The 12,787-nt window shown below is 67.9% G+C and carries 10 protein-coding genes; 6 read left to right on the top strand and 4 right to left on the bottom strand.

Going from position 1 to position 12,787, the window contains the following annotated elements; genetic code table 11:
- Window positions 1–9: 9 nt before the first annotated feature.
- On the bottom strand, window positions 10–1,743 hold the full coding sequence (locus OG405_RS05500) for a DEAD/DEAH box helicase (protein WP_327150543.1): 1,734 nt from the start codon (window positions 1,741–1,743) through the stop codon (window positions 10–12).
- Between the two features lie 185 nt (window positions 1,744–1,928).
- Between OG405_RS05500 and OG405_RS05495 the strand changes: the two genes are divergently transcribed.
- Window positions 1,929–3,026: a YihY/virulence factor BrkB family protein gene (locus OG405_RS05495; protein ID WP_442790724.1), complete on the top strand. Its 1,098-nt coding sequence runs from the start codon at window positions 1,929–1,931 to the stop codon at window positions 3,024–3,026.
- Window positions 3,027–3,153: 127 nt separating this feature from the next.
- Here the strand turns inward: OG405_RS05495 and OG405_RS05490 are convergent, their stop codons facing one another.
- Complete coding sequence (locus tag OG405_RS05490) at window positions 3,154–3,390, bottom strand: DUF3039 domain-containing protein (protein ID WP_327150541.1); 237 nt, start codon at window positions 3,388–3,390, stop codon at window positions 3,154–3,156.
- 164 nt (window positions 3,391–3,554) lie between these two features.
- Between OG405_RS05490 and OG405_RS05485 the strand changes: the two genes are divergently transcribed.
- The 3 genes from OG405_RS05485 (at window position 3,555) to OG405_RS05475 (ending at window position 6,730) form a co-directional block, all read left to right on the top strand.
- A complete protein-coding gene (locus tag OG405_RS05485) occupies window positions 3,555–4,001 on the top strand; it encodes a DUF3099 domain-containing protein (RefSeq protein ID WP_327150540.1) in 447 nt (148 codons plus the stop codon).
- Between the two features lie 60 nt (window positions 4,002–4,061).
- A complete protein-coding gene (locus OG405_RS05480; RefSeq protein WP_327150539.1) occupies window positions 4,062–5,585 on the top strand; it encodes a DUF7782 domain-containing protein in 1,524 nt (507 codons plus the stop codon).
- A 176-nt stretch (window positions 5,586–5,761) separates the two neighbouring features.
- Window positions 5,762–6,730: a sigma-70 family RNA polymerase sigma factor gene (locus OG405_RS05475; protein ID WP_327150538.1), complete on the top strand. Its 969-nt coding sequence runs from the start codon at window positions 5,762–5,764 to the stop codon at window positions 6,728–6,730.
- 242 nt (window positions 6,731–6,972) lie between these two features.
- On the opposite strand, the gene OG405_RS05470 is transcribed toward OG405_RS05475, so the two are convergent.
- Window positions 6,973–9,672, bottom strand: a complete 2,700-nt coding sequence (locus OG405_RS05470; protein ID WP_327150536.1) for a bifunctional acetate--CoA ligase family protein/GNAT family N-acetyltransferase — start codon at window positions 9,670–9,672, stop codon at window positions 6,973–6,975.
- Window positions 9,665–10,930 carry an acetoin utilization protein AcuC gene (locus OG405_RS05465; protein WP_327150535.1) on the bottom strand — a complete coding sequence of 422 codons (1,266 nt, stop codon included), beginning with the start codon at window positions 10,928–10,930 and terminating at the stop codon, window positions 9,665–9,667. The genes OG405_RS05470 and OG405_RS05465 overlap by 8 nt, the downstream gene beginning before the upstream one ends.
- A 183-nt stretch (window positions 10,931–11,113) precedes the next feature.
- Here OG405_RS05465 and OG405_RS05460 point away from each other — a divergent pair, with 183 nt between their 5' ends.
- Window positions 11,114–11,803 (top strand): metal-dependent transcriptional regulator, encoded by a 690-nt coding sequence (locus OG405_RS05460; RefSeq protein WP_327150534.1) that lies wholly within the window; start codon window positions 11,114–11,116, stop codon window positions 11,801–11,803.
- Window positions 11,804–11,806: 3 nt separating this feature from the next.
- The gene (gene galE / locus OG405_RS05455) at window positions 11,807–12,787 is read left to right on the top strand and encodes a UDP-glucose 4-epimerase GalE (protein ID WP_327150533.1); all 981 of its coding nucleotides are present in this window, start codon (window positions 11,807–11,809) and stop codon (window positions 12,785–12,787) included.

The raw sequence follows: 12,787 nt of genomic DNA, 5'->3' as shown, positions 1-12,787 counted from the left end.
GCGGGGCCGTTACATCCGGCGTAATGCCGCGATCCGCTCACCGAGCTGATCGACGGTGGCCAGCGCGGTCGGCGGGCCACCGCACTGGCGCCGCAACTCACCGTGGATCACCCCATGCGGTTTACCGGTGCGATGGTGGTGCATCGCCACCAGACTGTTCAGTTCCCGCCGCAACTCGCCCAGTTTGTCGGCGGTCGCCACCCGCTCGGCGGCATTGCCCGCTGCCGGGGCCGGTACCGCCGGTTCGGCGGTGGATCGGTCGGCGACCTGCCGGGCCTGGCGCTCGCGCAGCAGCGCTCGCATCTGGTCGGCATCGAGCAGGCCCGGAATACCGAGGTAGTCGGCTTCTTCGGCGCTCCCGGCGAACGTCGCGGTACCGAAAGAGGACCCGTCATAGATCACCTGGTCCAGTTCGGCATCGGCGGCCAGCGGCACGAACGCCTTCTCCTCCTCGCCCGGTTCGTCCTGCTGTTTGTTCGCCTCGGCCAGCAGTTCGTCGTCGAGACCATCCTTCTCGCGGTGCGGTTTACCGATGACATGGTCGCGCTGCACCTCGAGCTGCGCGGCCAGGTCGAGCAGCACCGGAACGGAGGGCAGAAAGACGCTGGCGGTTTCGCCCGGCCGCCGTGCACGCACGAAACGACCGATCGCCTGGGCGAAATAGAGCGGAGTGGAGGCGCTGGTGGCGTACACCCCGACCGCCAAGCGCGGGACGTCGACACCCTCGGACACCATGCGCACCGCGACCATCCACGGCTGGGTACCGGCACCGAACTCAGCGATCCGGGCCGAGGAGGTCGGATCGTCGGAGAGCACGAGGACCGGCCGGTTTCCGGTCAGATGCTCGATCAGTTCCGCGTAGGCGCGAGCCCGCTCCTGATCGGAGGCGATCACCAGACCGCCGGCATCGTGCATTCCGCCCTCGCGCAACTGCGCCAACCGCATATCCGCCGCGCGCAGTACCGCATAGATCCAGTCACCGGCCGGATCGAGGGCGGTACGCCAGGCCCGGGCGGTCTGCTCGGCGTTCAGCGGTTCCCCGAGCCGGGCCGTGTACTCCTCACCCGCGCTGTCACGCCAGTGCGCCTCACCTGAATAGGCGAGGAATACCACGGGCCGCACGACCCCGTCGGTGAGCGCCTCCGTATAGCCGTAACTGTGATCGGCCCGGGAACGCGGCAGACCGGCTTCGTCGGGTTCGTAGGTGATGAACGGGATCTGGCTGTCGTCGCTGCGGAACGGAGTACCGGTCAGCGCCAGCCGCCGCGTAGCGTCGCCGAACGCCTCGGCCACCGCGTCGCCCCAGCTCTTCGCATCGCCCGCGTGGTGGATCTCGTCGAGGATCACCAGCGTGCGTCGGTTCTCGGTACGCACCCGATGTTTGAAAGGGTGCGCGGCGACCTGGGCATAGGTGACGACCACACCGTGGTAGTCACCCGAGGTGCCGCCGGTGCTGTTGGAGAAATTCGAATCCAGTGCCAGCCCGGAGCGTGTCGCGGAGGCGGCCCACTGGTGCTTCAGATGCTCGGTCGGCGCGACCACCGTGATCTGGTCCACGGTTCGATCGGCGAGCAGTTCCGCGGCGACCCGCAACGCGAAGGTGGTCTTACCGGCCCCGGGTGTCGCGACAGCGAGGAAATCCCTGGGTTTGGTCGCTAGGTACCGGGTGAGCGCGCGCCGCTGCCACGCGCGCAGGGATGCGGCCGGAACCTCCGTCGCAATAGCACCGCTCGCATCGGTCACGGGGACAAACACTAGCGGCCGTTGCGGCCGTCGCGCCAAACCGGCGCGGGGTCGCGACGGGTATCACACCCCGAACAGAGCAGTCCCCGGGCCGCGCCCGGTGACCGGTGATTCACCCATCGACCCCCGACACGTTGCCCGCTGCCATACCGCTGGGCGCCCGGGTGCGCGATGCTGGACAGACCATGCACAGTTACGGACGCGAACCCGGCACGGACCCGTCGGGTACCGCGTGGGTACGGCGCTCCCTCACTCAGATAGGCCGCTTGATCGTCCGGGTGGCCGTCAAAGCCTGGAACGACTCGATTTTCGCCAAATCCGCCGCGGCGGCCTTCTGGCAGACCCTGTCCCTGGTGCCGCTGCTGTTCGGCCTACTCGGTGGTCTCGGCTACGTGAGCGGCCTGTTCGGGCCCGACACCGTGGAGATCGTGGAATCGAAAGCGCTCACCTTCAGCCGTGACCTGTTCAGTCCGAGTGTGGTCACCGATCTGATCGAGCCCACGATCCGCGATGTGCTCGGGGGCGGCCGGGCCGCGTTCGTATCGGTGGGCTTCGTGCTCTCACTGTGGGCCGGTTCCTCGGCGATGGCGACCTTCGTCGACGCGATCGTGGAGGCGCACGGCCAGCAGGACGCCCGGAATCCGATCTGGCAGCGCATCTTCGCTCTACTGCTCTACGTCCAGTTCCTCATCGCGGCGATCTTCATCCTGCCGCTCGTGGCTCTGGGCCCGGTACTGATCGGGCGGATACTGCCCGACTCGTGGCTCGAACCGGGGCTGCGGTTGATCGACACTTTCTACTACCCCGCGGTGGGTCTACTGCTCATCATCGGCCTGGCCACGCTGTACAAACTCGCGCTGCACAGTTCCCTGCCCTATCACCGGCTGTTCTGCGGCGCACTGCTCGCGGCGGTGTTCTTCATGGCCGCCAGCGACATCCTGCGCCACTATCTGGCGCTGGTGACCCGGACCGGGGTCACCTACGGCGCGCTCGCGACGCCCATCGCGTTCCTGCTGTTCACGTTCTTTCTGGGCTTCGCGGTCATCCTGGGTGCGGAGTTCAACGCCGCTGTTCAGGAGTTCTGGCCGGCGCGCGCCACCCGGATGGAGCAGTTCAAGGCCTGGCTGGCCAAACGCCGCGGCGCCGCGCGGTCCGATGGCGAGCCGGATCCGGTCGATCCCGGCTCACATCGGATACCGCGGCGCCACGGTATCCGGCGCGGCGACGAAGAGACCGGGGGAGGCATGAGCGGGGGAACACCCGCCCCGGGGAATACGCGCTGAGGCATGGGCGACCGCGACCCGTCCATTCCGGAGACGGGTCGAACCGGCCGCACGCCGGCGCAAGCGCGCACGCACACAGCGGCCCGCCGACCGGTCGGATCCGGGCCGGGCGCGGCCGGAGCGCTGCTCAGCTGCCCTTACGGAGAGTCTCGTAGACCTTCTTGCATTCGGGGCAGACCGGCGAACCGGGCTTCGGCGAGCGGGTCACCGGGAACACCTCACCGCACAGCGCGACCACCATGGTGCCCATGACGGCACTCTCGGCGATCTTTTCCTTCTTCACATAGTGGAAGAACTTGGGGATGTCGTCACCGGTGGTCTCGTCGGTGGTCGTATCGGGGCGGACCAGCGTATCGGTACTCACGCCCTCCATGATGCCGCATCGGGCGGCCCTGCTCGCACGATCGCCCCCGAAACCGGGTGGCACCGGCATGTGGTGATGCGGCCGTGATCTGCCCGGCGCCTGGCTCGACCTCGCCGGCCGGACGCGTTGTACACGATGGTAGCGATAGTGCAAGACTCGAAGGTATGCAGCAGCACGGCGAAGACTCCGGGCGCGGCTCGGAGCACTACGACGCCGGTGCGAGCGATCCCGGTGAGCACCTCGGCGCCCCGCGACCGGCCCGGCCCTCCCGTCCGCGCGGATACTTCCCCGGCGACGATGCCAAACACGCGGCGCTGATCACCGAGGCCGCGCCCTCCTTCGAGGACCAGCATCGCGCCCGGGTCCGCCGGTACAGCATCATCATGGCGTTCCGGATCCCGGCACTGATCCTGGCCGCCGTGGCCTATTCGGTATTCGGCAACGCCCTGGTCCCGATCCTCATCATGGCCGCTTCGGTCCCCCTGCCGTGGATCGCGGTACTCGTCGCGAACGACCGGCCACCCCGGGACAAGAACGAGCCCAGTCGCTGGGACCGGCCCCGTCCGGCGCTGGAGGAACGCCGGCACGACGAGATCGACGGCCAGATGTGATGTACCCCAGCACCGCATGCGGCCGGATGGGCAGGCGCCCGAAGGTGGCAGAGTACCGCTGTGCCCACATACGGATCGACCGTCCGATCACCGCTGACCGCCCTGGCCCCGCAGTTGCGCACCGCTCTGAGCCGGGTGGGTTACGACGCCGACACCCTGCTCGGCGCGCTGGGCGAGGAGGCACACAGCGCATTGGGCCGCGGGGAACCGGTACCGGTGCGCCGGGCCGCCCGCGAGGCGGGTGACCTGGGCGCTCTCGTCCGCCTGCTGCTGCTCGGTGACGCACTCGACGAGCAGGAGGCCGCCGCCGCGCTGGCCCCGGTACGGATAGACGATGCCGTGACGGCGGGCCTGCTCACCCGGACCGGAAGTGATATCCGCGCGGCACTGGATCTGCGCCCGACCGATATCGGTGCGGGTAATCGCTGGATCCTGTCCGACCTGGACGATTCGATGCAGCGGCGCACGCTGACCGAGGACCATGTGCTCGGGGTCGGCCATGCCTCGCTCTCCCTGGTGCGGGCCACACCCACCGCCCCGGTCGGATCCGTACTGGACCTGGGCACCGGCTGCGGTATCCAGGCAGTGCACGCCGCGTCCTATGCCCGGTCGGTCACCGCCACGGATGTGAATCCGCGTGCACTGTGGCTGGCCGAGGCCACAGCCGCGCTCAACGATCTGGAGATCGACCTGGTCCCGGGGTCGTGGTTCGAGCCGGTCGCCGGACGCCGCTTCGACCGGGTGGTGGCCAATCCGCCGTTCGTGGTCGGCCCCGCCCGGATCGAGCACACCTACCGTGATTCCGGTCTCGCCCTCGACGGCGCGAGCGAACTGGTGATCTCGGGTGTGCCCGAGCTGCTGGCGCCCGGTGGGACCGCTGCGGTGCTGGCCGCCTGGGTACACACAGAGGACCAGGACTGGCGGCAGCGGATCTCCGGCTGGTTGCCCGCGCACGGTATCGATGCCTGGGTCGTACAACGCGATATCGCCGATCCCGCGCTGTACGTGGGGACCTGGCTGCGCGATGCCGGTCTCGACCCGCGCAGCCCCGAGGCTCAGCAGCGGGCCGGCGATTGGCTGACGGCGCTGGAAGAGGCCGGGGTCGCCGGGATCGGATTCGGATTCGTCTATCTGCGTGCCGTGGACGCGCCCACCGAACTGCTGGCCGAGAACCTCACTCACGGCTTCGACGATCCGCTCGGCACGGAAGCGCTGGCCCATTTCGAACGCTCGGCCTGGTTACGCGATATCGCCGCCGATCCGGCGCGGGCCTGGCGGTCCCGGTACCGGGTCGATCCGGCGACCGCGCTCGAGCGGGTGTCGCTGCCGGGCCCCGAGGGCTGGGAACAGCAGGTTGCCCGCCTGCACCGCGGCGACGGGCCGCGCTGGCAGCACGAGGTGGACGAGACGACCGTCTCGCTGCTGGCGGGAATGCGCCCCGACGGCCTGCCGTTGTACGAACTGATCGAACTGCTGGCACTGTCACAGGGAGCGCGGAAGGCCTCTCCCGAGTTCGCGGAAGCAGCTCTCGGCGTGGTCACCGGACTGGTGAGGCACGGGTTGATCCATCCCGTACCACGTTAGGGGCACAGCCCGGCAACGTGTAGCACCGTCTGCCGATGGGCTCTCCTTCTCAGGAACTTCTCAGAACGCCACCATGAAAACCGCAGTTCAGAGCGGTTTATCCGCACCCGGCGAGGGAACTTTCCCTATGTCGGGTCCGTTGTTCGGAGTGAGACACCACCGACAGGAGGCAAGTCATGACAAGCCCCGCCACCACTCGTGTGCGCCCCAGTGATATGGACCTCGACGCTCAGAGCCCCGCCGCCGACCTGGTACGCGTGTACCTGAACGGAATCGGCCGGACCGCACTGCTCACAGCTGCCGACGAAGTCGAACTGGCCAGGCGCATCGAGGCGGGTCTCTACGCCCAGCACCTGCTGGAAACCGGCAAGCGTTTGTCGGCGACCCGCAAGCGTGACCTGGCGATCGTCGTCCGGGAGGGCCGAGCCGCGCGATCGCACCTGCTGGAAGCCAACCTGCGCCTGGTCGTCTCGCTCGCCAAGCGGTACACGGGCCGGGGGATGCCGCTGCTGGATCTCATCCAGGAAGGCAATCTGGGCCTGATCCGCGCGATGGAGAAGTTCGACTACGCGAAGGGCTTCAAGTTCTCGACCTACGCCACCTGGTGGATCCGCCAGGCGATCACCAGAGGTATGGCCGATCAAAGCCGCACCATCCGGCTGCCGGTCCACCTGGTCGAGCAGGTCAACAAACTCGCCCGGATCAAGCGCGAACTCCACCAGCAGCTCGGGCGGGAGGCCACCGACGCCGAGTTGGCGGCGGAATCCGGTATCGCGGTGGAGAAGATCGCCGATCTGCTCGACCACAGCCGTGACCCGGTGAGCCTGGATATGCCGGTCGGTAACGACGAAGAGGCCCCCTTGGGCGACTTCATCGAGGATTCCGAGGCCACCTCGGCAGAGAACGCCGTCATCGCCGGCCTGCTCCACCACGATGTCCGCAGTGTCCTGAACACCCTGGACGAACGCGAACAGCAGGTGATCCGGCTGCGGTTCGGCTTGGACGACGGTCAGCCGCGCACGTTGGACCAGATCGGCAAACTGTTCGGCCTGTCCCGGGAACGTGTCCGGCAGATCGAGCGTGAGGTCATGTCCAAACTCCGCAAGGGCGAACGGGCCGACCGGCTGCGCGCATACGCCAGCTGATAGCTGCGCCGGAAACCGGTGACCGGCCGATTTCGGCCGGTCACACTGTTCGGATCGGCAGGTGATGGCGGGCGTTGAGCGGCCGCCCGCGCAGAACCGGGAATCGACCGATCGGCCCGGTGACCCTCGGTCACCGATCGCCGTTCCGGCCCGCCGACCTGTACCCCTCCAGATCGGCGGGCCGGGCGGCGCATTCTCACCCACGCGGATCATCGGTCGTATACCGCCCGGGCCGCCGGATTTCATCCCAAACGACGCGGGCCCGTGTCGAATCGGCTGGGCTGCGGCCCGATTCGCGCACGGGCGTAGAGAATCGCCGCGGACTCGGGGGCAGCCAGGACGGGCTCGAACGACAGCTCCCGCATCTCGGGCAGATCATCGAACATTGCCGAAATTCGTAGGGTGAGTTCGATCAGAGCCGCCTTGTCCACCCGCGGGCTGGCCGGGGTTCCGTTCAGTAGCGGCGCGGCGCGCGGCGCATCGATCAGTGCTGCCGCTTCCTGGGCGGAAAGCGGGAGTGCACGATAAGCCCGGTCGCCGAGCAGTTCGATGATAGGACCGGACAGGCCGAATTCGATCACCGAACCGAAAGCCGGATCGTCCTGCACTTTCAGCACACACCCGACCCCCTTGGGCGCCATGCGCTGGATGTGCAGGAGTGGATCTCCGCACAGATCCACAAGATCACGATAAGCCTGGCGGACCGAATCAGAGCGCCACAGGTCCAGACGAACCCAGCTCATGTCGGGGCGGCGCCGCCAGCTCTCGTTGGTCGCCTTCGCAGCCACCGGATAGCCCAATTCCGCCGCGGCCGCCACAGCCGCCTCCGCGTCCCGGACCGCTCGGAATTCCACCACGGAAACGCCGTAACACTCCAGCAGTTGCACCGTCTCGTCATCGGTCAACCACCGCCCGGCCGGGGCGGTGTTCCAGTCCGCCATCAACCGGACGGCCCGCTCGCTCTCGATACCCGCCGGGCGCCCGTTCTCGCCATTGGTGTGGGCGGCATCCGAGGGTTGGGAGGCAGGCAGATCGCGCCAGCGGGCGTATCGGTGCACCCGGGCCAGGGCGCGCACGGCCCGCGCCGGATCCGGGAAGGACGGGATCGAACCACGGATCGCGGCCGCACCCGGACCGCGTACGGCCAGCAAGTTGGGGATACCGTCGCCGCCGGCGAATGTGGTGAGCACTGGTTTGGCTTCGGGTACCGATGCCACGGCCGCCCGGATCGCCTCGGCATATCCGGTCTGCGGCAGCGGAATCGGCGGCGCGAATATGACGATCACCGCATCGGTCTCGTCGGATTCGAGCGCCGCGGCGACAGCGGTTCGGTAGTCCTCGGGCGTGGCTTGTGGACCCAGATCCACCGGATCCACGACGGTGAGTCCTTCGCTGCGTGCGGCATCGGAGGTGAGCCAGTTGAGCGCGGTGCTGTTACCCACTACCGCCGGCCGCGGACCGCGCGGCAGCGGCTGATAGCCCAGCAGCGCCGCGCAATCGAACATCTCCGAAATCGAATCAGCTTGCACCACACCGGACTGTGCGAAGAGATCGCGCACGATGGAGCGATCCAGCTCACCGCCGGACACCCCGCGGGCGGCCAGCCGGCTGGGACTCACCGCGACAATGGGTTTGTTGCGGGCCACCCGGCGAGCGATCCGGGAGAATTTGCGCGGATTGCCGAAGCTTTCCAAATACAGCAAGATCACATCGGTATCGGCGTCGGTGTCCCAGTACTGCAGTAGATCGTTACCGGAGACGTCGGCGCGGTTGCCGGCGGAGACGAACGTGGACAACCCCAGGTTGCGCGTGGCGGCTTCGGCCAGGATCGCGACACCGAGGGGGCCCGACTGGCAGAAGAATCCGATCCGGCCACGCCCCGGCAGCAGCGTGGCCAGCGTGGCGTTCAGCCCCACCGCCGGATCGGTGTTGGCGATACCCAGTGCGCTCGGCCCCACCACTCGCATTCCGTGCCGCCGGGCGGCCGCGACGAGTTCGGCCTCCGCGGTGCGGCCCTGCTCCCCCGTCTCTCCGAAACCCGCCGATAAGACCAGCAGCCCCTTGACGCCCTTGGCCATACAATCGTCGAGCACCGAACCGATCGAGGCCGCCGGGACCGCGACGACTGCCAGATCCACCTCGTCGGGAATATCGCGAACCGTCGGATAGGCGTGCACACCGCGCACCGAACGCCGCTCGGGGTTCACCGGGTACACCGCGCCCTGGAACGTTCCGTCCAGCAGGTTCGCGAGCACCACACCACCGACCCGGCCGGTGCTCGGGGTCGCGCCGATCACCGCCACCGAACGCGGGGCCAGCAAGTTGCCCACACTGCGTGCTTCCGATGCGCGTTCCCGCGCGTCGCGAACCGAACGCAACGCCTCGGTGGGGTCGATGGCGAATTCCAGATGTAGCACCGAACCGTCACGGCTGCGCTCCACCTGGTAGCCCGCTTCGCGGAATACGGTGACCATCACCGTGTTCTCGGCCAGCACTTCGGCGACGAAGGTCTCGATCCGGTTCTCCGCGGCCGCACCGGCCAGATGTTCCAGCAGGATGGATCCCAGACCGCGCCCCTGGTGCTCGTCGGCCACCACGAATGCGACCTCGGCCGCCCGGGGACCGGTCCGGTCGAGCAGTTCATAGCGACCGACGGCGATGATCGCCTCCCCCAGTGCGACTACCAGCCCGACCCGGTCGTGATAGTCGACATGGGTGGTGCGATGCAGATCCTTCGGAGAGATCCGCGGATAGGGCCCGAAATACCTTAGATAGCGGCTGCGCTCGGACAGCGCGGTATGAAACCGCTGTAGTTCCTCGGCATCGGCGGGAGTGATGGGGCGCAACCGCACCACACCGCCGTCGGAGGCCAGCACGTCGGCCTGCCAGTGCAGCGGTGCGGGCGGCGTTTCGTCGGGAACGCTGTCGATGGGGTCAGTCACGCGGATCCTCCGGGTCCAGGCCGAGCGGGCCGAAGCAGGCTCGGCGAGTGGCGAGAACGGCCGTATCGACCGCACGCTGGGCGCGATCGAGCCGGGCGTCCCCGGTTTCCGCGGTCCCCCCGGGACCGTCCCAGCGCCGGAACGCGATATCCGCACCGTCGCCCATGGTGCGGGGCGGCGATATCCGCGGCCTGTCGGTGAGCACGAGATCGATCCAATCCTGCGGTATCGCGGTCGTCGGGTCCACCGGGCGGTCGAGCGCGATGGCCAGCAGATGAGTCCAGGCCCGCGGCACCACCCGGACCAGGCCGTACCCGCCACCGCCGACCGCCAGCCAGCGGCCCTCGGCGTAGCGATCGGCCAGTTCCCGCATGGCGAGGAACGCCGCCCGCTGTCCCTCGATACCCAACTCGAGCTCGGCGAGTGGATCCTCGCGATGGGTGTCCACCCCGCACTGGCTGACCACCAGCTGGGGCTGAAACGCCGCTACCGCGCCCGGCACCACCGCGTGGAAGGCCCGCAACCATTGCGGGTCACGGGTGCCCGGCAACAGCGGGAGATTGATCACAGTGCCGTCGCCGGGACCGCTGCCCGTCTCGTCCGGCCAGCCGGTGTTCGGCCACAACGTGGCCGGATGCTGATGGATGGAGACGGTGAGAACCCGGGGATCGCGATAGAACGCGTGCTGCACGCCGTCGCCGTGGTGAACATCCACATCGAGGTAGGCGATCCGATCGAAACCGTGGTCGAGCAGCCAGGAAATGGCCACCGCCGCGTCGTTGTAGACACAGAACCCGGCGGCCCGGCCGGGCATGGCGTGGTGCATCCCCCCGCCGATACTCACCGCCCGGCGGGTGGCGCCCGTAGCGATGGCCCGGGCCGCCGCCAGTGTCCCGCCGACGATCACCGACGCGGCCTCGTGCATCCGGGGAAACACCGGGTTGTCGGTGGATCCGAGCCCGTACGGCGGATCTGTCGGCGGATCTCCGATTGTCTGCCGCGGCACCGCCGCGCGGACCGCATCGATGTAGTCCCCCGTGTGCACCCGGAGTAGATCGGCGGTATCGGCCGCGCCGGGGTCCAGGAGTTCGATACCGTCGAGCACTCCGAGGGCTCGCGCCAGCGCCATCGTGTATCGCAACCGGACCGGCTTCATCGGATGCTCGGGGGTCCACGAGTAGTCCAGGAAGCGGTCGGTCCAGACGACGGCCCCCGGTTCTCCGGCGGCAAGGTTCGGGTCCGGCGGTGCAGTGGCCATGATCGCAACCGTATCGGGAAGGGTGAAACCCCATCGCACGTTGTCATGCAGTAGAAATACATGTATGCGCGACTGCGGCGTCGGGCCGCGCGCCGAGTGTATTCCCATCGCATCACGCGACCCGTTCGATTGGACCGGGGTTGCTGGTGCGCAGGTAGAATTCGTGCCGACGAAGGGGCAACAGTGAAGGATCTGGTCGACACCACGGAGATGTATCTCCGTACCATCTACGACCTCGAGGAGGAGGGCGTAGTACCCCTGCGCGCCCGGATCGCCGAACGTCTCGAACAGAGCGGCCCGACGGTGAGTCAGACCGTGGCGCGGATGGAACGCGACGGACTGCTGCTCGTCGCCGGCGACCGGCATCTCGAGCTGACCGAGAAGGGCCGCAGTATGGCGGTCGCGGTCATGCGCAAGCATCGCCTGGCCGAGCGGCTGCTCGTCGATATCATCGGGCTGGACTGGCAGAACGTTCACGCCGAAGCGTGTCGCTGGGAACACGTGATGAGCGAGGATGTCGAACGCCGACTGGTGGAGGTGCTCAATCACCCCACCACCTCCCCCTACGGCAATCCCATCCCGGGCTTGGACGAACTCGGTATCGCCGCGACGCAGTTGCTGGAGGAGCCGCTGAAACGTCTGTCGGAACTGCCGCAGGGCCGTACGCACGCGGTGGTGGTGCGGCGGCTCGCCGAACACATCCAAACCGACCCCGAGGTGATCGGCCGACTGCGGGAAGCGGGCGTGGTGCCCGATGCCCGGGTCACGGTCGAGAGCAAACCGGGCGCGGTGATCATCACGGTGCCGGGCCACTCGGGTGGTTTCGAACTGCCCGATGAAATGGCCCACGCTGTCCAGGTGAAGCTGGTCTGATCGATGAAACTCCTGGTCACCGGCGGAGCCGGATATGTGGGTGGAGTCTGCGCTCTCGTACTGCGGGAGCAGGGACACGAGGTCGTCGTTCTCGATGATCTTTCGACGGGCAATTCCGACGGTGTTCCCGAGGGGGTCGAATTCGTCGAGGGTGATATCGCCGAAGCGGCGCCGGAACTGCTGCGCAGCCGGAAGTTCGATGGCGTCCTGCATTTCGCCGCGCAATCCCTGGTCGGCGAATCGGTGCAGCGACCCGAGAAGTACTGGCACGGCAATGTCGTGAAAACGCTCGCGTTGCTCGAGGCGATGCGGGAGACCGACACCCGCCGCTTGGTCTTCTCGTCGACCGCGGCGGTGTACGGCGAGCCGGAACAGGTTCCGATCACCGAGGACGCGCCGGCCCGGCCCACCAACCCCTACGGGGCGTCGAAACTGGCGATCGACCACGCCATCACCTCGTACTCCGTAGCGCACGGTCTGGCCGCCACCAGCCTGCGTTATTTCAACGTCGCGGGCGCCTACGGTGGTCTCGGCGAGAACCGGGTGGTGGAAACACATCTGATTCCGCTGGTACTGCAGGTCGCTGCGGGACACCGGGATTCCATCTCGGTGTTCGGTACCGATTGGCCGACCCCGGACGGCACAGCGGTCCGTGACTACATCCACATCCTGGATTTGGCGCAGGCGCATCTTCTCGCCCTGGAATCCGCCGCGGCGGGCACCCATCGGGTGTTCAACCTCGGCAGTGGCACCGGATTCTCGGTGCGGGAGGTGATCTCGGCGTGTGAGCGGGTCACCGGTCGACCCATCGCTGCGGTCGATGCTCCCCGACGCGCAGGGGACCCGGCCGTATTGATCGCCTCCAGCGGGCGCGCGATCGCCGAACTCGGCTGGAAACCCGAGCACAACGATCTCGACGAGATCGTCTCCACCGCCTGGAGCTATCTCCGGGGTCTCGGCTCGCGCGCGCACAGCGCTCGCTGA

It is taken from the genome of Nocardia sp. NBC_01329 (assembly GCF_035956715.1).
Taxonomy (GTDB): Bacteria; Actinomycetota; Actinomycetes; order Mycobacteriales; family Mycobacteriaceae; genus Nocardia.
This window is presented reverse-complemented; position numbering and strand designations above follow the sequence as displayed.